The sequence below is a fragment of the Pseudomonas sp. GL_135 genome (genome assembly GCF_057834665.1).
Window position 1 is genome coordinate 2942742 of the sequence record NZ_CM174408.1, and the last position, 22020, is coordinate 2964761.

The 22020-nt window shown below is 62.8% G+C and carries 18 protein-coding genes; 12 read left to right on the top strand and 6 right to left on the bottom strand.

The window, feature by feature from the left end:
* Positions 1–10: 10 nt before the first annotated feature.
* Complete coding sequence (locus AC3ISG_RS12960) at positions 11–865, bottom strand: LysR family transcriptional regulator (protein WP_489297104.1); 855 nt, start codon at positions 863–865, stop codon at positions 11–13.
* Positions 866–979: 114 nt separating this feature from the next.
* Here AC3ISG_RS12960 and AC3ISG_RS12965 point away from each other — a divergent pair, with 114 nt between their 5' ends.
* The gene (locus AC3ISG_RS12965) at positions 980–2344 is read left to right on the top strand and encodes an NAD(P)-binding domain-containing protein (protein WP_489297105.1); all 1365 of its coding nucleotides are present in this window, start codon (positions 980–982) and stop codon (positions 2342–2344) included.
* A gap of 112 nt (positions 2345–2456) precedes the next feature.
* Positions 2457–3914, top strand: a complete 1458-nt coding sequence (locus tag AC3ISG_RS12970; RefSeq protein WP_489297106.1) for an MFS transporter — start codon at positions 2457–2459, stop codon at positions 3912–3914.
* A 12-nt stretch (positions 3915–3926) separates the two neighbouring features.
* Here AC3ISG_RS12970 and AC3ISG_RS12975 read toward each other — a convergent pair whose 3' ends face one another.
* Positions 3927–5129 carry an MFS transporter gene (locus tag AC3ISG_RS12975; RefSeq protein WP_489297107.1) on the bottom strand — a complete coding sequence of 401 codons (1203 nt, stop codon included), beginning with the start codon at positions 5127–5129 and terminating at the stop codon, positions 3927–3929.
* Positions 5130–5240: 111 nt separating this feature from the next.
* Here AC3ISG_RS12975 and AC3ISG_RS12980 point away from each other — a divergent pair, with 111 nt between their 5' ends.
* On the top strand, positions 5241–5882 hold the full coding sequence (locus AC3ISG_RS12980; RefSeq protein WP_489297108.1) for a TetR/AcrR family transcriptional regulator: 642 nt from the start codon (positions 5241–5243) through the stop codon (positions 5880–5882).
* Positions 5883–5919: 37 nt separating this feature from the next.
* On the opposite strand, the gene AC3ISG_RS12985 is transcribed toward AC3ISG_RS12980, so the two are convergent.
* Entirely contained in the window at positions 5920–6807 is an 888-nt protein-coding gene (locus AC3ISG_RS12985) for a LysR family transcriptional regulator (RefSeq protein ID WP_489297109.1), read from the bottom strand.
* A 103-nt stretch (positions 6808–6910) separates the two neighbouring features.
* Between AC3ISG_RS12985 and AC3ISG_RS12990 the strand changes: the two genes are divergently transcribed.
* Both AC3ISG_RS12990 and AC3ISG_RS12995 read left to right on the top strand, forming a co-directional pair.
* Positions 6911–7573 (top strand): NADPH-dependent F420 reductase, encoded by a 663-nt coding sequence (locus AC3ISG_RS12990; RefSeq protein ID WP_489299525.1) that lies wholly within the window; start codon positions 6911–6913, stop codon positions 7571–7573.
* A 208-nt stretch (positions 7574–7781) separates the two neighbouring features.
* Positions 7782–8216, top strand: a complete 435-nt coding sequence (locus AC3ISG_RS12995) for a GNAT family acetyltransferase (protein WP_489297110.1) — start codon at positions 7782–7784, stop codon at positions 8214–8216.
* A gap of 91 nt (positions 8217–8307) precedes the next feature.
* On the opposite strand, the gene copM is transcribed toward AC3ISG_RS12995, so the two are convergent.
* Both copM and AC3ISG_RS13005 read right to left on the bottom strand, forming a co-directional pair.
* On the bottom strand, positions 8308–8649 hold the full coding sequence (gene copM, locus AC3ISG_RS13000) for a CopM family metallochaperone (RefSeq protein WP_122537158.1): 342 nt from the start codon (positions 8647–8649) through the stop codon (positions 8308–8310).
* 102 nt (positions 8650–8751) lie between these two features.
* On the bottom strand, positions 8752–9621 hold the full coding sequence (locus AC3ISG_RS13005; RefSeq protein ID WP_489297111.1) for an SDR family oxidoreductase: 870 nt from the start codon (positions 9619–9621) through the stop codon (positions 8752–8754).
* A gap of 108 nt (positions 9622–9729) precedes the next feature.
* On the opposite strand from AC3ISG_RS13005, the gene AC3ISG_RS13010 reads away from it, so the two are divergent.
* The 7 genes from AC3ISG_RS13010 to AC3ISG_RS13040 all read left to right on the top strand — a co-directional run bounded on the left by AC3ISG_RS13010 (position 9730) and on the right by AC3ISG_RS13040 (position 20178).
* Positions 9730–10650, top strand: coding sequence for a LysR family transcriptional regulator (locus tag AC3ISG_RS13010; RefSeq protein ID WP_489299526.1), 921 nt, complete (start codon positions 9730–9732; stop codon positions 10648–10650).
* Positions 10651–10909: 259 nt separating this feature from the next.
* Positions 10910–11431, top strand: a complete 522-nt coding sequence (locus AC3ISG_RS13015) for a winged helix-turn-helix transcriptional regulator (protein WP_489297112.1) — start codon at positions 10910–10912, stop codon at positions 11429–11431.
* A gap of 21 nt (positions 11432–11452) precedes the next feature.
* On the top strand, positions 11453–12628 hold the full coding sequence (locus tag AC3ISG_RS13020) for an HlyD family secretion protein (RefSeq protein WP_489297113.1): 1176 nt from the start codon (positions 11453–11455) through the stop codon (positions 12626–12628).
* Positions 12625–14190 (top strand): DHA2 family efflux MFS transporter permease subunit, encoded by a 1566-nt coding sequence (locus tag AC3ISG_RS13025; protein WP_489297114.1) that lies wholly within the window; start codon positions 12625–12627, stop codon positions 14188–14190. The genes AC3ISG_RS13020 and AC3ISG_RS13025 overlap by 4 nt, the downstream gene beginning before the upstream one ends.
* A gap of 20 nt (positions 14191–14210) precedes the next feature.
* Positions 14211–15698, top strand: coding sequence for an efflux transporter outer membrane subunit (locus AC3ISG_RS13030; protein WP_489297115.1), 1488 nt, complete (start codon positions 14211–14213; stop codon positions 15696–15698).
* A 371-nt stretch (positions 15699–16069) separates the two neighbouring features.
* Positions 16070–18535 (top strand): PAS domain-containing protein, encoded by a 2466-nt coding sequence (locus AC3ISG_RS13035; protein WP_489299527.1) that lies wholly within the window; start codon positions 16070–16072, stop codon positions 18533–18535.
* 227 nt (positions 18536–18762) lie between these two features.
* A complete protein-coding gene (locus AC3ISG_RS13040) occupies positions 18763–20178 on the top strand; it encodes an MFS transporter (protein ID WP_489297116.1) in 1416 nt (471 codons plus the stop codon).
* 992 nt (positions 20179–21170) lie between these two features.
* Here AC3ISG_RS13040 and AC3ISG_RS13045 read toward each other — a convergent pair.
* Complete coding sequence (locus AC3ISG_RS13045) at positions 21171–21959, bottom strand: SDR family oxidoreductase (protein ID WP_122537165.1); 789 nt, start codon at positions 21957–21959, stop codon at positions 21171–21173.
* Positions 21960–22020 lie beyond the last annotated feature (61 nt).

Genomic DNA, 22020 nt, shown 5'->3' on the forward strand with positions numbered 1-22020 from the left:
TCACCCAGGATCAGTCTTCGCCAATGATCTGCCCGGCAAGCTCCGCGAATACGCGAAGCCGGTCCATCTGCCGCATGTCGTGGTGGTAGCCCATCCAGATGTCCCGCCCGGGCGGCGCCTGTCCAACGTCCAGCCGCCTGAGCGCGGGGCTCTGATCTCCCAGCGCGCACGGCAGTACGCAAATGCCAAGGCCAAGGGCGCACATCCGGGCTTGCACGGTTCGGCTGCTGCTGGTGAAAACCACCCGCGCCTGCGGGTACAAACCTCGCAGCCAGACGACGTCAGGGTAATGGGATTGCGCGGTGTCCATGGTGATCAGCCCGACGCCCTCACCGTGCGCGTCCGGAGAGAACGGTTGCTGGGCGCCCACGTATAGACCGTAGTTCAGCGTGGTCAAGCGACGCTGGACGATGTCCGGCTCGGTGAAAGGGACGATCCGAAACGCGATGTCCGCCTCTCTGCGTGTCAGGTCGGACAGCCGTTGTCCGGCAATCAGCTCCGGCACGATCAGGGGGTGGCGCCGGAGCAGTTCGGCCAGTACTGGCCCAAGCACATAGCCGGCAAACCAGTCAGCCGAGGAGATGCGCAGCAGGCCTTCGAACTGTTCGCTTCCGCCGGCGATGCGCCGTTCGATCGTCAGCGCGCTGCGCTCCATCTCCTGGGCCAGCTCGAAGATGCGCTCACCGCTGTCGGTCAACACCAGGCCGGTTGACGTACGACGAAAAAACACCTCGCCACTGCTCTGTTCCAGCACATGCAGGCGCCGCCCGACGGTGGGGTGGCTGACGCCCAACAGCTTTGCAGCGGCCCCCAGTGAACCGCCGCGGGCGACCGCCAGAAAGACGCGCAGGTCATTCCAGTCCATGGCGTACCTCGTACAAAAGTGAACGCCGAAGATGCAGTAATGGCAGTCCCTAAGCAACTGCACGACTCGCACAATGGCGCCTCGAGCAAAACAGCCATAGGCAGAGGGGCATTGATGAACATCGGGTTTATCGGAGTGGGAACCATGGGTCGGGTGATGATCCTGCGGCTGATGGCGGCAGGTCATCACGTGAGGGCCTGGAACCGTAGCCCTCAGGCGCTGGCAGATCTTGAGGGCGTAATCGCACTGACTGACCCCGCACTGGCTTTTGAGCAGGAAGTGGTCATCAGCATGCTCGCCGATGATCGGGCGGTGCGGCAGGTGCTGCTGTCTTCCGATGCGCTGGCGCGTGCCGGCAAGGGCTGCATTCACATTGTGATGTCAACGCTGTCACCTGCCTTGATCAACGAATTGCAACACAGTCACGAGCAGGCAGGCATCGCGTTGGTCGCGGCCCCGATGTTCGGGGTGCCGGCGGTCGTGGCTCAGGGTGAGGCGAACATCCTCGCGTCCGGCGCCGCTGACGCAATCGAGAAGACCCAGCCGCTGCTGGATGTGCTCGGAAAGAAGACCTGGCGAATGGGCGACCGGCCTGTGCAGGCCTGCATCGCCAAGATCGCCGGCAACATGATGATCACCCAGGCCATTGAATCCCTGGGCGAAGCGACACGCCTGGTAGAGGCCTACGGTCTGCCCCCTTCGGCGCTCGTTGAAACCGTCACTCAAACCCTGTTCGCCTGCCCGAGTTACCAGCGCTATGGGCATTACGTCGCCAACCGCGTGCACGAGCCCGGCTTCAAGCTGTCCCTGGGCCTGAAAGATGTGGACTTGGCGCTGAGGGCCGCCGAAGCCGTTGCCCTGGAGCTGCCTGCCGCGAGGGTGGTACGCGCGGGCATGTCAGCGGCGATCACCCAGGGCCTGGGCGATCGAGACTGGTCCGCCTTCGCCACCATCGCGCAACCCCGCCCGTTGGGCACCCAACCGATACGCTACCGAGGAAACACCATGACCATTGAAATGCTCGCTGCGCGGCTTGAAGCGCTGGAAAGCCGCGCGGCGATCGAATCGCTCATTTCCGGCTACGCCAACGCCTACGACCTGATGGACATCGATCTGTTGCGCAGCCTCTGGCACCCCGACGCGACGCTGGACCTGCCGGATTTCGGCGTTGGACGAAACCTTGAAGAGATCGCCGCCATGGCGCACACCAGTTGGATCAAGTTGCCGCATATGCATCACTGGATGTCCAATCCCATGATCCAGATTCAGGGGACGATGGCGACCGCAACAGTCGCAGCAGACTGCCTGTTTCATGATCGCGAAAAGGGTCCGGTACAGGTCAGCGGCCTTTACCACGACCGCTTCGAGCGGCGCGACGATCAGTGGCGATTCAGCGCCCGTCGTTTCGAATTGCACTTCCTGACGCCGCTGCTCAACTGGACGCCGATCGCGGGTTCGGAAACGTTCGAGCGCGCCTGAAACCGCTCTGCCTGAACAGCGCATCACGCCTTGCAGCGGCGATGCGCGCCTCGATTGATTGACCCCCTTCTTATCCGATCGCAGCGCCGCCGTTGCGTATGGAGGTTTACCCATGTTCGCGAAGGATACGTTGTCGCCTGATCCGCGACGCTGGGCGATGTTTTTGATTCTGCTGGTCGGTGCCTTCCTGCCCCCCCTGGACTTTTTTATCGTCAACGTCGCGCTGCCATCGATCAAGCAGGACTTGAGTGCCGGCGCTTCCGCTGAGCAACTGGTCATCTCCGCCTATGCCGGGTTCTATGCGGTGACCCTGATCACCGGTGGAAGGCTCGGTGACATCTATGGCCGTGGCCGGGTGTTTTTCATCGGTCTGACTGGCTTCGCGGGGGCGTCATTGTTGTGCGGGCTGGCCTGGTCGCCCTGGTCGTTGATCGCAGGACGCGTATTGCAGGGCATAACAGCCGCTGTGATGGCGCCACAGGCACTGGCATCGGTGCAGGCCATCTTCCCGGATTCGGAAAAGCCCCTTGCGCTCAGTCTGTACGGTGCGGTGTTCGGACTGGCGTCGGTCATCGGGCAGGCTTTGGGCGGGATTCTGATTTCGCTGAACCTGTTCGGCCTGGGCTGGCGGGTCATTTTCCTCGTTAACCTGCCAGTTGCCGCGCTGGTTTTGCTGTTCGGCATACCTGTGCTTAAGGAAATCCGTGCGCGAAATCCGAACACACTCGATCTGGGGGGCGTGGCCCTTTCGATCCTGACCCTGGCCGCGCTGATCGTGCCGCTGATCAAAGGGCGAGAAACAGGATGGCCGCTGTGGGCCTGGGTTTCATTGATGGCAGTGCCGCTGTTGGCGTGGATGTTCTGGCGCTACGAAGCGCGACTGAGAGATGCCGGTGGCTCGCCGCTGCTGGATCCCCACGCACTGAACGTTCCGGGATTGGGTCGCGCACTCGTCATCGCGCTGCTGTTTTACACGATCGCGCCGTTTTTCCTGCTGTTCTCGATCTACTTGCAAGGCGCGCTCGGCACATCGGCACTGAGCGCGGGGCTGGTGTTTCTGCCTTTCGGCGCCGGATTTCTACTCGGGCCACTCTTGGCGCCCGCCTGCAAACGGGCGCTTGGCGTGTACGTCAATGCAACGGGTATGGGCCTGGAGTCGGCCGGCTTTATCGGCATGATGTGGCTGCTCAGTGCGACGCCGGCCGGCGTGTACCCGGCGCCGGCCCTGCTTGCTGCCCTGCTCTTCATGATCGGTTTCGGGCAGGGGCTCGGGCTTCCCACTCTCATGCGCATGGTGACGGGCCGCGTGGCGCCGGCGTATTCGGGCATGATCGCCGGGGTCGCCAGCTCGACGTTGCAAATCAGCACAGCGTTGAGCGTTGCAGTGATCGGCGGGGTGTTCTACGCGATCCTGGATGGACGCACTGACCCGGCAGCCATCACTCACGCATTTACCATCGCGCTGTCGTGCATCGCGCTCTGCCTGGGCGCCGCGGTGCTGCTGAGTATCACGCTGGTGCGCGAGCCGGCGTTGCCCGACGGGAAGAGCGCCGCCCGGTCAACCGGTTAAGCGGCGCAAATCTTAATGAGCCCCAACCACTTGCCCGGCAACCCTCTCACCCTGCACAAACCCATGGGCCCGCGCACGAAACGCAATCGCCAGGCTGATCAGCAGCACCAGCACCATCACCCACGCAAAGGCCCCCGCGCCCCAGTGACCAAGGAGCACGCCACCCAGAAGCCCGCCGCCGGCAATCGCGCTGTTCCAGACGACCACGTTCATCGACAGGGCCACGTCGGCGCCCTCACCTGCGGCGTCAGCCAGCGCGGTTTGCAGCAGTGTGGCGGCGCCGCCGAAGGTCAGGCCCCAGACGAAGACGCCGAGGTAAATCGCCGTGGCAGAGGCCGAGAACATCCCGAAGAACACCGAAACCCCGGCGAAGGTGGCGAGGCTCAGCAACACCGCGGTGCGAAGATGACGATCGACCAGACGCCCCCCGACCCAGATGCCCATCAGTGCGGCAATGCCGAACACCAGCAGCACCAGATCGACATGGGCACTCAGCCCGGCCAGGGAAACAAAGGGCGCGACGTAGGTGTAGAGAATGTTGTGGGCGAGCATCCACGTCAGCACCACGCCGAGCACGGGACGCACACCCGGCGTCATCAGCACTTGACGCAGCGGCATGCGCTGCGAGGACGATTGACCCGGGTAGTCCGGCACTTTGACCAGCACCCAGGCGATCAACACCAGGGTCAGTCCGGACATCACGGCAAACGACATCCGCCAGCCGATCGCTCCGCCGAGCCAGGTACCGAGGGGCACGCCCAGTGACAATGCGATGGGCGTCCCCACCATCGCCACTGCCATGGCGCGGCCCTGTGACGCGGGTTCAACCATGCGCCGCGCGTAGCCGCCAATGAGGCTCCACGCCAGTCCCGCTGAAACCCCTGCGAAAAATCGCGCAATCAGCGTCAGCCAGTACACCGAAGACAGCGCCGTGATGGAGTTGAACAGCAGAAACCCGATGACGGTGAGCAGCAGCACCGTTCTGCGCCGCCAACTGCGCGTGGCGATGGTCAGCGGGATGGCCGCCAGCAACGAGCCCAAGGCGTACACCGTGACCATCTGCCCTGCCAGTGACGCCGATACACCCAGACCATCGCCTATTTCAGGCAACAGCCCTGCCGGCAGCGTCTCCGTGACGATGCAGATAAAACCGGTCATCGCCAGCGCCAGCAGCGCCCCATACGGCAGTTTTGTGGCCTTTCCCTCATGGGACATCGTTCGATCCTCCGACTAATATACTGATCGGTAGCAATCTAAAGAGCCCAAGCCGGGTAGTCAATCACTTATGTATCGACTAGTATTTATCTCACTTGAAAGGAGGGTCACATGGCTCAGATGGGACGACCGCGCACGTTCGACCGTGACGTGGCAATCACCCAGGCGCTGCATCTGTTTTGGGAACATGGCTATGACGCAACGTCACTCAGCCAGCTCAAGGCGAGTATCGGTGGCGGCATCACCGCGCCGAGCTTCTACGCGGCGTTTGGCTCAAAGCAGGCGCTGTTCAACGAAGTCATGCAGCGCTACCTGAACACCCACGGACGCGTGACCGACAGTTTGTTCGACACCGCCCTTGCCCCCAGGGAAGCGATCGAGCGCACGCTGCGGTGCTCGGCGAAAATGCAATGCGAGGCGGGTCATCCCAAGGGCTGCCTGGTGTCGCTGGGTTTTCTGAGTGCGTCCACCGAAGAAAGCAAGACCATCTCCCAGCCGCTGGCAGATGCGCGAGCCTTGAACCGTGCCGCCATTGTCGCGTGCATCGAACGAGCCATCGCCGCAGGAGAACTGCCCGCAAAGGTGGCGCCAGCCGCGCTGGCCACGGTGTTCGACAGCTTCATGCTGGGCATGTCGGTACTGGCGCGCGACGGCGCGACGTTTGAAACACTGGACGCTGCAATTACGCACGTCATGGGCGTGTGGGACGGGCTGCGCATCGACGCTCCGATGAAAGACCCGGCTGCGATTTGATCCCTGGCAATCCCTGGGTGTACTCGCCCGCTCAGGCTTAACCAAAACGCGCCAGTGCCGCATCAATGAATCGACGCAGCTTGGCCGTTCGCTGCCGGCTGCCGGTGTACAGCATATGCAGGGGCCGGCTCGGCGCCTCATAGTCAGGCAACACTCGAACCAGCTCGCCGCTGCGCAAGGCGGGCTCCAAAAATATCAGCGGGCCGAGCACGATGCCGAAACCGTCCAGCGCGGCCGAAAGCAGCGCGCGGCTCTCGTTGACCCTCAATCGACTCGCCACCTGAACCCGCTCCACCTTTGACCCTTTGCAGAAGACCCACTCGCGGTCAGTTGGCCGCGACCACCAGGCATACCCCAGACACTCATGATTGCTCAGGTCCTGCGGACATTGCGGCACGCCGCGTTCGCCCAGATAGCCAGGCGCTGCGCAAGCGACCAGTTGATAAGGCGCCAACGGCCGGGCGGTGAGGCTGGACACCTCCAGCGGGCCGATCCTGAACGCGATGTCGAACCCCTCCTCCACCAGATCAACGAAGCGATCGGTCAGCTGCAGATCGATTTCAATCTCGGGGTGCAGCCGCAGGAATGTCGTGACGAAGGGCATCAGGCGAGAGGAGCCGAAGGTGATGGGCGCGCTGATTTTCAGCTTGCCGCGCGGGGTGTCGTTCATCATCTCCCCAAGGGAGTCAGCCGCCTTCGTTTCACTGAGGATGTGTTTGCAGCGTTCCAGATACGCCTGGCCCAGTTCGGTCAGGCTCTGGCGCCGCGTGGTGCGGTTCAGCAGTCGCGCGCCGAGTCGATGCTCGAGCGCGGCAACGTGCTTTGCGACCATCTGCGGCGACAACTCCAGACGCTCGGCCGCTTTGGCGTACGAGCCGCATTCCGCCGCCATGACAAAGGCTTCCATGCTGCTCAGACGGTCCATGATTCAACACTCCTGGTAGCGAGACTAAGTGCCCGATGATTATTTATCTGCTGCTGGTTCGCAATCATCATGGCCGCTTCCAGCAAATCATCGGAGTTATCACATGCGCATTGGCATCATCGGAGCAGGCTTTATTGGGCAGGCAGTGGCGCAACGGTTCATCACGGCAGGCCATGAAGTCATGCTCAGCAATTCACGTGGGCCGCAAACCCTGAACGGCCTGCTCGTCGAGATACCCGGCGTTCAGGTCGGCACGATCAAAGACGCTGCTGGCTTTGGCGATGTGGTTCTGGTGGCCATTCCATTCAACCGCTACCCAACCCTGCCGGCCGAATGGTTTGCGGGCAAAACGGTACTGGATGCCAACAACTACTACCCCGACCGAGACGGCCCTGTCCCGGCGCTGGACAGGTTTGAGACCACCACCAGCAGGCTGATCGCCGAGCATTTGCCTGGCGCCAGCGTGGTGAAGGTGTTCAATGCGATCTTGGCCGATGACCTCATCAGGGATGCTCGCCCCATTACGGCGCACGACCGACGCGCCTTGCCGGTGGCCGCCGATGACCCTGGGGCGAAGGCGCTGGCGGTCCGGCTACTGGACGAGGTGGGATTCGACGCGGTTGACGCCGGTAATCTTGACGAGAGCTGGCGATTCGAACGGGCCAAGCCGGCTTACTGCATTCCATTGAACAAGGAGGCGCTTAAGACCGCGCTGGCCACGGCTGAGAGGCACGTTGAATTGCCCCATGGCTCGTGGCGCCACTGAGTGACGTCATCCCGCACAGCCCTCGAGAAAAGCGCCACCGTCCGATAACATGCGTGCCTGCACTCGCCTTTTACATAACCTCGGGAAGGGACGTGATGATTGATCTCTCGGTTTGGCCTGCCGGCTGGCACTGGTCTCGGGAAGATAAGGTGGCGATTGCCAGCGCAGAAAATCCCATGGGCCATTCCGCTGAATAAGGAGCCTCACCATGGCTGCCATTACCGACTATTCGGACACGCTTCATCGCCAAGCCGTGATCGGACTCTGGGACGCCGTATTCGGCTACGAAACCGCCCATAACACGCCCGGCCTTGCCATCGACAAAAAGCTGGCTGTACCAGACGGACTCTTTTTTGTTGCCCTGACGGACAATGAGGTGGTGGGCACCGTTCTGGCCGGCTACGACGGTCATCGCGGATGGCTGTATGCGGTGGCGGTGCACCCCTCCCATCGCAGAAAAAGCGTAGGCATGCAGTTGGTTCGTCATGCAGAGCACGCCCTGAGAGTGCGGGGGTGCATGAAAATCAACCTGCAGATCGTCAGCACCAATGCCAGCGTCCAGGCGTTCTATGAGTCCATGGGTTACTCAACCGAACCGCGTATCAGCATGGGCAAGAAAATCGACTCGAATATCACGGGTTGATACGCCCGCGGCAGCGAACGCCCTTTCCTGCCCCGCCGCCACGCGGGCTGACTACCAGTGGCCCTGACCAGGGGCGCTGGGCCTTGCAGGTTTATTTAGCCGGATGCGCTTTCAGCCAGGCCTTCATCTGCGCGATTTCTGCCGCCTGCGCCGCCACAATCTTGCGCGCCAGCTCCAGCATCTCTGGATCCTTGCCGTACTTGAGCTCGATCTTCGCCATCTCCACCGCGCCTTCGTGGTGCGGCAGCATGCCGGCCGCAAACGCCACATCGGGGTCGTCGCTCATCATGCCGTGGTGCATGTCGTCTTTCATGGCGCCCATCGATTGCTGGTAAGCCTCGTGCATCTGTTTGACGTCCTCCGCCTGGTCGGCCCTGACGGCGGTGACGGAAAGCAGAGCAATGACGCTGACAACGGCGGCAATCTTTTTCATGACGAAGCATCCTGGATGAGGGTAGAGACGAAGGCGTCAGGCTAGACCTTTCCATAGCGGCAAGGTCAAGCGCATTCTCCAATGCCGTTTTACGCTGTCCGCTCAAAGCCCGAAGGCGTCCTTGAGCAGCGCCGAAAGCTGTTTGGGTTTGCGGCCCAGAACGTCTTCGAGGTCGGTGCTGGTCTGGTCGAAGGCGCCGCCTTCGATGGCCGCGTACCAGCCGGCGATAAATCGGGCGACGTGTGGCGGCCAGCCTTCACGCTCACGGGCCTGGACGAAGGCCGCCGACGAAATCGGCTCATAGGCGATCGCCTTGCCCGTGAGGTCGGACAACGCGTTGGCGATGTCAGCCAAGGACCAGGGGCTGCCGCTGTTCAGCAGATAACTGCGATTGCCATGGGCGCTCTGCCTGAGCAGGACGGCACCGGCTTCAGCCAGCTCCTGATAACAGGCCAGCGCAATTCTGCCGTTGCCGGCGGGCGCGGCGAAGCCTGCATTGATCGCGTTGGCGCCGATGAACATTGGCAGGTCGTTGGCGTACAACGGATGCCGCAGCACGGTGTACGCCAGGCCTGACTGCATCAGCAATTGCTCAGTGGCGATGTCGCTGTCGGTGACGCCCTCGATCGGAAACTGCACGTCGTCCAGCCGCTGGATGGCGGTGTACATCATGTGGTCGACGCCGGCGCGGCGTGCGGCATCAATGACGTTCTTGTGCTGAGCGACGCGGTCGGTGAAGGCCACGGCCGAAACCATGTAAACCTTTTCGATACCCTGGAAGGCGTTTACCAAAGCGTCGTCATCCGTGTAATCGCCGTAACGCACCTCGACGCCCCGCGCGGTCAAAGCCTGCGCTTTGCCCGGATCCCGGGCCAGCCCCACGACGTCGCCGGCGTCACCCCGTTGCAAAAGCGCGTCCACGACTGCATTGCCCAGTCGGCCCGTAGCCCCTGTTACCAGAATCTTGCCCATTGGAATTCACCTTTTGGCGTTGAGAGAGCGCTCACTGTGCACGCTCACAAGCGGATGAATTAGTCCGGTATGGGTAGAATCAGCTTCAACCAAACGTTGGAGACCCTCATGGAAACCATGGGCAATCTGGAGTCGTTCGTGCGTGCTGCACAGTTCAGGAGTTTCTCCGAGGCCGCCCGGCGCATGGGCGTCTCGGCAGCGGCGGTGAGCAAGAATGTGGCGCGTCTTGAAAGCAACCTGGGCGCCCGGCTTTTTCAGCGCAACACCCGCAGCCTGACCCTGACCGAAGCAGGCGAAGCCTTCTACGCGCAAGTCGCCGACAGCCTGGAGACCATTCAGGCGGCAGTCGCGCAGGTGGGTGACAATCGCAACGTCCCGGCCGGTCGTCTGCGGGTCAATGTCGCGCCCTCCTTCGCCTACGACTACTTGCTGCCGTTGCTCAAGCCCTTCAAGGAAAAATACCCGGCCGTCATCCCCGACTGGCACCTGACGCTGGCCCGCGCTGACTTGGTCGGCGACGGATTCGACGTGGCCATCGGCGGCGGCATGGAGCTGTCCCCCGGTGTGGTCGCGCGGGAACTGGCGAAGCTGCATCTGGTGGCCGTGGCCTCACCCGACTGGCTTGAAGGCCGCAAGCTGCCACAAACCCCGGCGGATCTGCAGGGGCAACCGGGGGTGGTCACGCGCTCGACCGACACCGGCAGATTGCGCGCCTGGACCCTGCGCAGTGCTGCGGGTGAAACCTTTGATCTGACACTCGACCCGGCGGCGATCATGAACGACCCCGAAGCCCTGTGCGGTTGCGCGCGAATGGGCATGGGCGCAGCCCTGGTGCCGATGGAGCGCGCCTGGCCCTGGCTGCAGACCGGTGAACTGGTGCGGCTGCTGCCTGAGTGGTACGTGGACCTGGGCTCGGTTTCTGTGTACTTTTCCGCCCGTAAAGCCTTGCCCGCCAAGACGCGGGTGTTCGTGGACTTTCTGGTCGAGCATTTTCGCACCACGATGGGCAGCCGATTTCAAGGCGACTGAACCCAGAGCCTGAAACCCGACAGAGGGACGTCAGCCTCCGCAGGAGCTTGCCGAGCTGGAACAGCGTGCCGCCAGCAACGCTCAGTCCTGTTCACATGTACTCAGCGCACCGTCGATAACCACAGTGCGCTGATCTTTCCTCCTCCCGAAAACACCCACCCGACCACTGGCGTCGCTCATTTCTCGAAGTCACTTTCATTATGAAATTCACTGTGTAATATTATGACCGTCATTCAGCGGAACCTGACCGGAGAAACCCATGAAACGCGCCACCTTCCAGCCCATGCCATGCCCCGTTGCCAACGCCCTGGAACACATCGGCGACGGCTGGAGCATGCTGATCCTGCGCGATGCCTTTTACGGGCTGCGCCGTTTCGATGACTTCATCAACAGCCTCGGCATCGCCTCCAACACCCTCACTCGCCGCCTCAATGATCTGGTCGCCCATGAGCTGCTGGAACGTCGCCCTTATCAGGACAATCCGCCGCGCCACGAGTACCACCTGACCGAGGCCGGCCGTGATCTGCGTCAGGTGATTCTCACGTTGATGGCGTGGGGCGCCCGCCACTCCAACACCGACGACAAGGTTTATCTCGCCGATCAGGAAACCGGCAAACCGGTAGACCTGGCCCTGATCGACGCCAACACCGGCAAGCGCATCACTCGCGACGGCCACCGCGTACACATCAGCCCCGATGCCGACGCCTTGACGCAATGGCGTGTCCGCGCCGGTCAGGCCTACCGCGACAACGACGCACTGGTCAGCCCCTTCCCTAACTGATTCCCACGAGGTCCTTTCGCCATGGACACCCACGCCACGTCTGCACCGCAATCCGCTACCCCTCCCGGTCCTGAGCCCGTCAGCGCGTCCGCTGCAGAAAACCCCGCCACCGGCAAACCACCCGCTGCCTCCCGGCGCAAGAAGGTCCTGCGCCTCGGCCTGCTGGCCATCGCCATGATCGGCGCGCTGGGTTACGCCAGCCATTGGTGGCTGACCGGGCGATTTATCGAAGACACCGATGATGCCTACGTCGGCGCCAACACCACCGTGATCAGCGCCAAAGTGCCGGGCTATATCAGCGAGGTCGCGGTGCAGGACAACCAGTTCGTCAAGGCCGGGGATCTGCTGGCACGCATTGACGTGCGCGACTATCAGGCGGCGCTGGCCAAGGCTGACGGTGCGGTGGCGGCGCAGCGAGCGACGCTGGTCAATCTGGATGCGACCGAGCAACTGCAACAGGCGATGATCAACCAGGCCAAGGCGCAACTGGACGCCGCCGACGCTGAAACACAGCGGGCGAGCGACGACCACACCCGCTATCAGAATCTGGTGCGCACCCAGGCGGTGTCCGTCGAAAGCGCGCAACGGGTCGACGCCACCTGGAAGACCGCCCGTGCCGACCACGCTCGTGCCGAAGCCGGCCTGCTTGGCGCTCGCCGGCAGCTGGACGTGATCGAGAGCCAGCGCGGCCAGGCCCGGGCGGCGCTGCAACAAGCCCAGGCCGAGCGTGATCAGGCCCAGTTGAATATCGGTTACACCGAATTGCGCGCACCGGTGGACGGTTATGTCGGCAATCGCCGCGCCCGGCTCGGCGCCTATGCCGCCGCCGGCAGCCAACTGATCTCGGTGGTCCCCGCCCAGGGGTTGTGGATCGATGCCAACTTCAAGGAAGACCAACTGGCGCGCATGCAAGTGGGCCAGAGCGTCAGCGTTCGTGCGGATATTCTTCCGGGCCGTGAATTCCACGGCCATATCGAAAGCCTCGCCCCCGCAACCGGCGCGCAGTTCAGCGTGCTGCCAGCGGAAAACGCCACGGGCAACTTCACCAAGATCGTCCAGCGAGTGCCGGTGCGCATCCGCCTCGACGGCAGCGACGCTCGCTTCGGCGCCCTGCGTCCGGGCCTGTCGGTGGTCGCGAAAATCGACACCGCCGAAGCGCCCGAGCACAAGGACGTTGCCGTGGCGGTGCAGCCATGAACTCGCCGATGCCAACCCTGAGCACATCGCAAAAGGTTGCCGCGTTTGCCACCATGTGTGTTGGCATGTTCATCGCGCTGATCGATATCCAGATTGTCTCTGCGTCCCTCAAGGACATCGGCGGCGGCCTCTCCGCCGGCGCCGATGACACCGCCTGGGTGCAGACCGCTTACCTGATTGCCGAAATCATCGTCATCCCTATGTCCGGCTGGCTGTCGCGGGTGATGAGCACACGCTGGCTGTTCGCCGTGTCGGCCGCGGGTTTCACCCTGACCAGCCTGCTCTGCGCGCTGGCCTGGAATATCCAGAGCATGATCGCCTTCCGCGCCTTGCAGGGCTTCCTCGGCGGCTCGATGATCCCGCTGGTGTTCACCACCGCCTTCATGTATTTCACCGGCAAGCAACGGGTGATCGCGGCGTCGACCATCGGCGCCATCGCCTCGCTGGCGCCGACACTGGGCCCGGCCGTTGGCGGCTGGATCACCGATATTTCCTCCTGGCACTGGCTGTTCTACATCAACCTGGTGCCCGGCCTGTTCGTCACCTTCGCCGTGCCCATGCTGGTCAAAATCGACCGCCCCGACCCGAGCCTGCTCAAGGGCGCGGATTACATCGGCATGGCGCTGATGGCGGTGTTCCTCGGCTGCCTCGAATACACCCTCGAAGAGGGCCCGCGCTGGAACTGGTTCAGCGACAGCACCATTTCCACAACAGCATGGATCGCGGCGATCAGCGGCGGCCTGTTCATCTGGCGCTGCCTGGAGATCAACGAGCCGATCGTCGATCTGCGCGCCCTCAAAGACCGCAACTTCGCCCTCGGCTGCCTGTTTTCGTTCATCACCGGCATCGGCATTTTCGCGACGATTTACCTGACCCCGCTGTTCCTCGGCCGAGTGCGCGGTTACGGTTCCCTCGACATCGGCCTGGCGGTGTTCTCCACGGGGATCTTCCAACTGCTGGCGATTCCGGTCTACGGCATGCTCGCCAACCGCGTCGACCTGCGCTGGATTCTGATGTTCGGCCTGGCGCTGTTCGCCCTGTCGATGTGGGACTTTTCACCGATCACCCATGACTGGGGCGCCAAAGAGCTGTTGCTGCCCCAGGCCATTCGCGGGTTTGCCCAACAGATGGCGGTGCCCCCGGTGGTCACGCTGACACTCGGTGCGCTGGCGCCCGACCGGCTCAAGCTGGCGTCCGGGTTGTTCAACCTGATGCGCAACCTCGGCGGCGCCATTGGCATCGCCGCCTGCGCCACCGTGCTCAATGACCGCAGCAACCTGCACTTCCTGCGCCTGGCGGAAAACCTCAACACCCGCAACGAGCCGATGAACACCTGGCTCGAACAGTTGAGCGGCAGTGCGCAAAGCCTGGGACAAAACAGCCTCGACGCCACTCAGGTGGCGCTGCGGCAACTCTGGGCGCTGACCTGGCGGGAGGCACAAACCCTGACCTACGCCGACGCTTTTCTGATGATCATGGCCTGCTTCGTCGTCGCCACGCTGATGGTGCCGTTGATGCACAAGGTCAAGCCGCCGCAGCAGCCCTCTGCCGACGCCCATTGATGACATTCGAGGATTTTTCGATGAAAACCCTGCTCCCCGTCATGCGTTTCCCCGTCGCGGCGCTCACCCTCGCACTGGCCCTGGTGCAGACCGGTTGCACCGTCGGCCCTGAGTATCAGCGGCCCGACGATCAGGCAGCGGCGCAGTTCATGGCACAGGATGCCCTGCGGCATCGCGACGGCAGCCGCCCGGCACCGGCCCTGGAAAAATGGTGGCTGGGGTTTGACGACCCGCAGCTCACGCGGCTGATCCAGACGGTGCTGGCGCAAAATCTTGACCTCGCCGCCGCGATGGCCCGGGTCGATCAAGCCCAGGCCGTGGCAGTGCAGGCCGGCGCCATCCGCCTGCCCCAGGGCAGCCTCGACGGCCAGGTGGTGCGGCAACGTCAGTCGCTGGAAAGCCCCGAAGGTCAGTTGGCCAGTCATCAGCCCGGTTACGACCGCAGCCAGACCCTGAGCACGATCGGTGCAGGCGCCAGTTGGGAACTGGACCTTGCCGGCGGGCTGAAGCGCGGTGAACGCGCGGCGCTGGACGATGCCCAGGCGGCGCAGGCCAGCCAGGCTGGTGTGCGGGTGTCGGTAGCGGCGGAGGCGGCGGACGCCTACCTGCGCATCCGTGGCGCCCAGCAGCGGATTCGCGTGGCCGAGCAACAGATTGGCAACCAGACCGACCTGCTCGGTCTGGTCGACAAGCGCCTCGGTCAAGGCATCGGCACCCAGCGCGAAGCGTCCCAGGCGCGAGCGGTATTGCAGCAGGCGAAAACGACGCTGCCACCCCTGCGCACCGAACTCGCCGTGCAGTTGAACCGACTCGATGTGCTGATGGGTGCAGCCCCTGGCACGTATGCACGGGACCTCGCCGGCAACACGCCCCAGGACGACAGCTACCAAGTGCCGCAGATCCCGGCCAACATCGCCCCCAGCGAAATGCTGCGTCGGCGCCCGGACGTGATCGCTGCCGAACGCCGACTGGCCGCCAGCAATGAACGCATCGGTCAGGCCACGGCCGAGTTCTACCCCAAGCTGTCCCTCGGTGGCCTGCTGGGTTTCAACAGCTTGCACGGCGGTTCGCTGCTGACCGATCAGGCGTTTCAGCCTCAAGCCATGCTCGGACTGCATTGGCGGCTGTTTGATTTCGGCCGCGTCGATGCCGAGGTCGCCCAGGCCAACGGCGCCAATGCGCAAGCCCTGGCCGAATACCGGCAGTCGATGCTACGCGCCAGCGAAGACGTCGAGAACGCCGTGGTGACGCTTGTGCAGTTGGAAAGCCAGCGGCAGGATCTGGCGCTGGAAATCTCCGCACGCCAGGCCGCCCGCCAGGCGGCGAGTGAAGCCTATCAAGGCGGCGCCGTGAGCCTGATCGAAGTCCTCGACGAAGACAGCGAACTGCTGCGGGCCCGCGATCAGATGGCCCGGCTCAACGCCAACGACGCCCGCGCTGCGGTCGCGACTTTCCGGGCGCTGGGCGGCGGGTGGGACGCAGGCGAAGCCCAGCTGTCAGAACACTAAAGGCTCACCCCTGAACTGAACAAATGCCCCATACCCGCCTGGCGAATCATTCCCGGTGCCGGAACCTTTGTCTTGCCGCCTGAGTCTTTTCTGGAAGCCAAATTGCATTCTGCCAGCATGCAGCGTAAAACGCTGGCCGCCGATACTGCTGGATCAGCCGGCCCGCGCAGTACCGGATGGCGCATGACGCCCCTCCGACCTCAGGTCATCACGTTACGTTTGCAGGTGGACACTTGAAGGATTTGACCCGGGAAGCCCTTGAGGCTGAAGTCATGCAATTGCGGTCGGCATTAAAGACAAGCGAAGCCCTGAGGCTGGCAAGCCTTGACACCGGCACACCATCAAGGGCCGTCGTGGATGCCCTCGACCCTATGGCCGAGCGCGCCGCCGAAGAGGTGGCCGAGCAGGCGATCGAAGACGCGCAGACGCGCTACCGCCTCGCGGTCAAAGCCACCAACGATGCGATCTGGGACTGGGACCTCAAGGAAAACCACGTCCTGTGGAACGACGCCCTGGAGCGGGCTTACGGGCATCCACTCGCCACCGTCGAAATGACTGGCGACTGGTGGATTGCACAGATTCACCCGGATGACAGGCAACGTATCGTCACCTCGATCCATGACGTGATAGACGGCAGGCAGACCGGCTGGAGTGACGAGTACCGATTTCGCCGGGTGGACGGCTCCTACGCCCAGGTCCTCGACCGCGGGCATGTAATCCGCGACGTTCAAGGCAACGCCTTGCGCATGATCGGCGCGATGCTGGACCTCACGCCGATCCGCGACACCGAGGCGGCACTGCGTCAAAGCGAGGAGCGTTTCAGGACCATTCTGGAAACGATCGAAGCCGCGTTCGCCATCGTTCAGGTCAAGTTCGATGAAAATGACTACCCCGTCGACTATCGCTTCGTTGAAGCCAACCCGGCGTTCGAACGTGAGGCTGGCGTCAACCTGCGCGGAAAATGGGTCAGGGAATTTGCCCCGGATCTGGAGCAATTCTGGTTCGACACCTACGGACGGGTTGCCAAAACCCGCGTGCCCGCCACTTTCGAGAGCTACGCCAAAGCCTTCCAGCGCTGGTTTGACGTGCGCGCGGTCCCCGTGGGCGATCCCGCCGAATGTCAGATTGCGATCATTTTCAACGACGTGACCGGGCGGCGTGATGCCGAAGAGCGTCTGCGCCAGAGCGAAGCCGTCGCCCGCGCGAACGTCGAGCGGGTGCAACTGGCCCTGGCCGCCGGGGCCATTTTCGGCACCTGGCACTGGGACTTGCCCAGCGACAGCTTCACCGTCGACGACGCGTTCGCCCGAGCCTTTGGCCTTGACCCGCTGCTGGGCCACGAAGGGCTTAGCCTGGAGCAGGTGGTTGAAACCGTGCACCCTGATGACCGCGCGGGTCTGATGACGGCGATCGACGAAGCCATCCGTCGCGGCGGCGCCTACGCCCATCAGTACCGGGTTCGTCGAGCGGACGGCAAATACTACTGGATCGAGGCCAACGGGCGCGTCAACTTCAGCGATGACGGCGTTCCACTCAGTTTTCCGGGCGTGCTGATTGATGTCGAGGAGCGGCGTTCGGTCGAAGCCCAGCGCGACCTGGCCACCGCCGCCCTGCGGACCCTCAATGAGACCTTGGAACAGCGCGTGGCGGAACGCACCGCGGCGTTGATGCAGACCGAGGAAAAGCTGCGCCAGTCACAGAAAATGGAGGCCGTGGGCCAACTCACGGGCGGCCTTGCCCATGATTTCAATAACTTGCTCGCGGGCATCTCGGGCTCGCTGGAATTGTTGAGTGCGCGCTTTGCCCAAGGCCGTCTGACGGATGTCGATCGCTACCTGACGACGGCACAGGGCGCGACCAAACGGGCGGCTGCCCTCACTCACCGATTACTGGCGTTCTCCCGTCGCCAGACGCTGGATCCTCGGCCCACTGAGGTGAATGCCCTTGTAGAGGGCATGACCGAGCTGATCCAGCGCACCGTCGGCCCCAGCATTGACGTGCAGACCATTGCGTCGGCCGACCGCTGTGTGGCGCTGGTCGATGCGAGTCAGCTAGAGAACGCACTGCTGAATCTTTGCATCAACTCCCGGGATGCGATGCACGAGGGCGGCAGCATCACCATCGAAACCGGTCATCAAGTCGTGGAGGCCGGGGACGCCGCAACGCTGGAAGTGACTGAGGGCGAATACCTGACCCTTAGCGTGACCGACACCGGAACCGGTATGCCTGCGAGCATCGTGGCGAAGGCGTTCGACCCCTTCTTCACCACCAAACCCATCGGCCAGGGGACGGGGCTGGGCTTGTCAATGATCTACGGTTTCGCCAAGCAATCCGGCGGGCAGGTTCGCATCACCTCAGTGGTAGGACAAGGCACCACGCTGTGCATTTATCTGCCGCGCTACCACGGGAATGCCGGCTGCCATGACGCGCACCTGCCGGATCCCGCCACTCAGACTGCAGGCATTGGGGAAACGATCCTGGTTGTGGACGATGAACCCTCGGTGCGCATGCTGGTGACTGAGGTGCTGGCCGAGCTTGGCTATAGCGTCATGGAGGCGGCGGACAGTGCCAGCGGACTGAAACTGCTTCGCTCGGACGTGCGAGTGGACATGCTCGTGACCGATGTCGGTTTGCCCGGCGGGATGAACGGACGTCAGATGGCGGACGCGGCGCGCGAACTGCGCCCGGGACTGAGGACGCTGTTCATCACCGGCTACGCGGAAAGCGCAGCCATCGGTGCCAACCAGCTTGAGCCCGGCATGCATGTGCTGACCAAGCCCTTTGCCATTGACACGCTGGCGGCGCGTGTCCGCGAGCTGATCAACACGCCGGTCTGATATTCAGGCCGGCGGCAATGCCCATCGAAGACCCAAAAACGGGCACACCTCGCTGTTTTCCGCGAACGCGGCGCATCCCCGGGGTCAGATTTGAAACCTCGCGGGGCATGGGACAGATATGTTTCGCTTCCAGCGATTGACAGCCTGCTGAAACGCTCGCTATACGTACTGCGTTGTACGACAACAGACGATCGCAACCGATAACCCCAATAATAAAAAGTGATGCCATGATCCCGAACGAGTCTACCCACCCGCAGAGCATTACCCAGGCGGCCACCCGGTCCGTTGGCAAATACCGCTGGACAATCTGCGCGCTGCTGTTTTTCGCAACCACAGTCAATTACCTCGACCGTCAGGTGCTCAGCCTGCTGGCACCGGAGCTGTCCACGACGTTTGGCTGGAGCAACACCGACTATGCCAACATCGCCTCGGTGTTCCAGTTCGTCTATGCCATCTCGATGATTTTCGCCGGGCGTCTGGTCGACAGGATTGGCACCAAAACCGCTTTCGTGGTGGCCATCAGTATCTGGTCCACCGGCGCGGTCATGCACGCGTTTGCGGTGCCACTGGGACAAGGCATTGGCGCGATCACCACCGCCCTGGGGTTCGCCGCCATTCCGGTGTCCATTGCAGGGTTCATGCTGTCGCGGGCCGTACTGGCGGTTGGCGAGGCCGGCAACTTTCCGATTGCGATCAAAGCGGTCGCCGAATACTTCCCGAAAAAAGAACGCTCGTTTGCCACCGGCATCTTCAACTCCGGCGCCAACGTTGGCGCGATCACGGCGCCCATTTGCGTGCCACTGATCGCGGCATTCTGGGGCTGGGAATCAGCGTTCATCGTGGTCGGCCTGCTGGGTTTTGTCTGGCTGGGCGTGTGGACGGCGCTGTACGAAAAGCCGGATCAGCAAAAACGCCTGACGGCCGAGGAACTGGCCTATATCCGTAGCGACGAGGTTGAGCACGTCAAGGCGGCCCCGCTGCCGGGCGCGCCTGCGGTCAAGGTCTCCTGGTTCAAACTGCTCACCTATCGCCAGACGTGGGCGTTTGCCTTCGGCAAGTTCATGACCGACGGCGTGTGGTGGTTTTTCCTGTTCTGGCTGCCGACCTACCTGTCGGCGCAGTACGGGATGAAAGGCCAGGCCATCGTGCTGCCGCTTTTCGTGCTGTACAGCATGACCATGGTCGGCAGCATCGGCGGCGGCTGGTTCCCGAGCTACTTCATGGCTCGCGGTGACAAGCCCTATGACGGCCGCATGAAAGCCATGCTGGTGATCGCGCTGTTCCCGCTGGTGGTGCTGCTGGCGCAACCGTTCGGCTACATCAGCTTCTGGGTGCCAGTCCTGTTGATCGGCATCGGCGCGTCCGCTCACCAGGCGTGGTCCTGCAACATCTTCACCACCGTCTCCGACATGTTTCCGCAGAAGACCGTGGCGTCGGTGGTCGGCATCGGTGGCATGGCGGGCGGCCTGGGCGGCGTGGTCATGACCAAGATCGGCGGCTGGGTGTTCGACTACTACAAGTCGATCAACGACATTCACACCGGCTACATGATCATGTTCGCGATCTGCGCCCTCGCCTACCTGGTGGCGTGGAGTGTGATGAAGACGCTGGTACCGCGCCACAAAGAGATCACTGATCTTTAACCTGCCGGACGAAGCCAGGCCCCAGTGTATGCAGGGGCTGAGGCAATAGTGTGGGACCGGCTTCAGCCGGGAAGGCGTCAGGCGCCACGCGCAAAAGTGATGGGGCTTGCACTGGCCTGTTCCCGGCTGAAGCCGGTCCCACTAAGACACCGTGTGCGGTCAGTGAGAACGAGCGTGAACTGGACTGCTGGACCGGCTTTAGCCGGGAAGGCGTCAGGCGCCACACTGCAAAAGTGATGGCGCTTGTACTGGCCTGTTCCCGGCTGAAGCCGGTCCTACGAAACCGCGTGAGATCAGTGAGACTGAGCATGAACTTGACTGTGGGACCGGCTTTAGCCGGGAAAGCGTCAGGGGCCACGCCGCAAAAATGCGGGTGATTTCAATGGCCTCTTCCCGGCTGAAGCCGGTCCTACGAAACCGCGTGAGGTCAGTGACACTGAGCATGAACTTGACTGTGGGACCGGCTTCAGCCGGGAAAGCGTCAGGCGCCACGCCGCAAAAGTGATAGCGCTTACACTGGCCTCTTCCCGGCTGAAGCCGGTCCCACTAAGACACCGCGTGAGGTCAGTGAGATTGAGCGTGAACTTGAATGTGGGACCGGCTTCAGCCGGGAAAGCGTCAGGCGCCACGCCGCAAAAGTGATGGCGCTCGCACTGGCCTGTTCCCGGCTGAAGCCGGTCCTACTAAGACACCGTGTGCGGTCAGTGAGATTGAGCGAACTCGACTGTGGGACCGGCTTTAGCCGGGAAGGCGTCAGGCGCCACGCTGCAAAAATGCGGTGATTTCAATGGCCTGTTCCCGGCTGAAGCCGGTCCTACGAAACCGCGTGAGGTCAGTGAGATTGAGTGTGAACTTGAATGTGGGACCGGCTTTAGCCGGGAAAGCGTCAGGCGCCACACCGTAAAAGTGATGGCGCTTACACTGGCCTCTTCCCGGCTGAAGCCGGCCCCACTGCACAGGTGCAGGACGAGTGATTCCGGCATTTCCGGAGATCAAAAAATACTGTCAACCACTCCGCCATCCACCCGCAGCGCTGCGCCGGTGGTGGACGACGCCTGCTCGGAGCTGATGTAGATGATCATGTTGGCGATCTCGTCCACATGGGAGGCGCGGCGGATGATGGATGAACCGCGATGGGCCACGACGAAATCCGCCGCCACTTGCTCCAGGCTTTTGCCGGAGCTTTCGACTTCAGGCTTGAGCATCTCGGCGACGCCCTCTGACAGCGTCGGCCCGGGCAGCACCGAGTTCACCGTCACGCCGGTGCCGGCCAAGCGTTTGGCCAGACCTCGGGAGATCGCCAGTTGCGCCGTTTTGCTGAAGCCGTAGTGGATCATGTCGGACGGGATGTTGATCGCCGACTCCGAGGAGATGAAGACAATCCGCCCCCATTTGCGCTCTACCATTCCGGGCGCGTAGGCCCGGGAGATGCGCACGCCGGACATCACGTTGGTGTCGAAGAACCGCTGCCATTCGCTGTCGGGGATCTCGAAGAAGTCCTGAGGGTTGAAGATGCCCATGTTGTTGATGACGACGTCGAAGTCAGGATGGTGCGCCAGCAGCTGCTGACAGGCGCCCTCCTCACTTAGATCGCCGGCAAAACCGGTGGCGTTCTCTGCCAACGGGCCCAGCCGCTGCAACGCCGCGTCGACACTGCCCTGGCTTCGCCCGTTGATTACCACGTGCCCGCCGGCCTCAAGAAAACCCTTGGCGGCGGCGAAGCCAATGCCGCTGGTGGAGCCGGTGACCAAAACGTGACGGCCCGTAAAGTCGATTTTCATCTCATTAACCTCTGCAGTGCACTGAGTGGAAAGGACGTTTCTGTACAACGTCTGAACCCGC

Excerpts from the sequence above, each read along its gene's own strand:
- AC3ISG_RS12965 (WP_489297105.1), top strand. The coding sequence starts at position 980 with ATGAACATCGGGTTTATCGGAGTGGGAACCATGGGTCGGGTGATGATC.
- AC3ISG_RS13020 (WP_489297113.1), top strand. The coding sequence starts at position 11,453 with ATGGACACCCACGCCACGTCTGCACCGCAATCCGCTACCCCTCCCGGT.
- AC3ISG_RS13025 (WP_489297114.1), top strand. The coding sequence starts at position 12,625 with ATGAACTCGCCGATGCCAACCCTGAGCACATCGCAAAAGGTTGCCGCG.
- AC3ISG_RS13015 (WP_489297112.1), top strand. The coding sequence starts at position 10,910 with ATGAAACGCGCCACCTTCCAGCCCATGCCATGCCCCGTTGCCAACGCC.
- AC3ISG_RS12990 (WP_489299525.1), top strand. The coding sequence starts at position 6,911 with ATGCGCATTGGCATCATCGGAGCAGGCTTTATTGGGCAGGCAGTGGCG.
- AC3ISG_RS12975 (WP_489297107.1), bottom strand. The coding sequence starts at position 5,129 with ATGTCCCATGAGGGAAAGGCCACAAAACTGCCGTATGGGGCGCTGCTG.
- AC3ISG_RS12980 (WP_489297108.1), top strand. The coding sequence starts at position 5,241 with ATGGCTCAGATGGGACGACCGCGCACGTTCGACCGTGACGTGGCAATC.
- AC3ISG_RS13005 (WP_489297111.1), bottom strand. The coding sequence starts at position 9,621 with ATGGGCAAGATTCTGGTAACAGGGGCTACGGGCCGACTGGGCAATGCA.
- AC3ISG_RS13030 (WP_489297115.1), top strand. The coding sequence starts at position 14,211 with ATGAAAACCCTGCTCCCCGTCATGCGTTTCCCCGTCGCGGCGCTCACC.
- AC3ISG_RS12970 (WP_489297106.1), top strand. The coding sequence starts at position 2,457 with ATGTTCGCGAAGGATACGTTGTCGCCTGATCCGCGACGCTGGGCGATG.
- AC3ISG_RS13040 (WP_489297116.1), top strand. The coding sequence starts at position 18,763 with ATGATCCCGAACGAGTCTACCCACCCGCAGAGCATTACCCAGGCGGCC.
- AC3ISG_RS12995 (WP_489297110.1), top strand. The coding sequence starts at position 7,782 with ATGGCTGCCATTACCGACTATTCGGACACGCTTCATCGCCAAGCCGTG.
- AC3ISG_RS13045 (WP_122537165.1), bottom strand. The coding sequence starts at position 21,959 with ATGAAAATCGACTTTACGGGCCGTCACGTTTTGGTCACCGGCTCCACC.
- AC3ISG_RS13010 (WP_489299526.1), top strand. The coding sequence starts at position 9,730 with ATGGAAACCATGGGCAATCTGGAGTCGTTCGTGCGTGCTGCACAGTTC.
- AC3ISG_RS12960 (WP_489297104.1), bottom strand. The coding sequence starts at position 865 with ATGGACTGGAATGACCTGCGCGTCTTTCTGGCGGTCGCCCGCGGCGGT.
- copM (WP_122537158.1), bottom strand. The coding sequence starts at position 8,649 with ATGAAAAAGATTGCCGCCGTTGTCAGCGTCATTGCTCTGCTTTCCGTC.
- AC3ISG_RS12985 (WP_489297109.1), bottom strand. The coding sequence starts at position 6,807 with ATGGACCGTCTGAGCAGCATGGAAGCCTTTGTCATGGCGGCGGAATGC.
- AC3ISG_RS13035 (WP_489299527.1), top strand. The coding sequence starts at position 16,070 with ATGGCCGAGCGCGCCGCCGAAGAGGTGGCCGAGCAGGCGATCGAAGAC.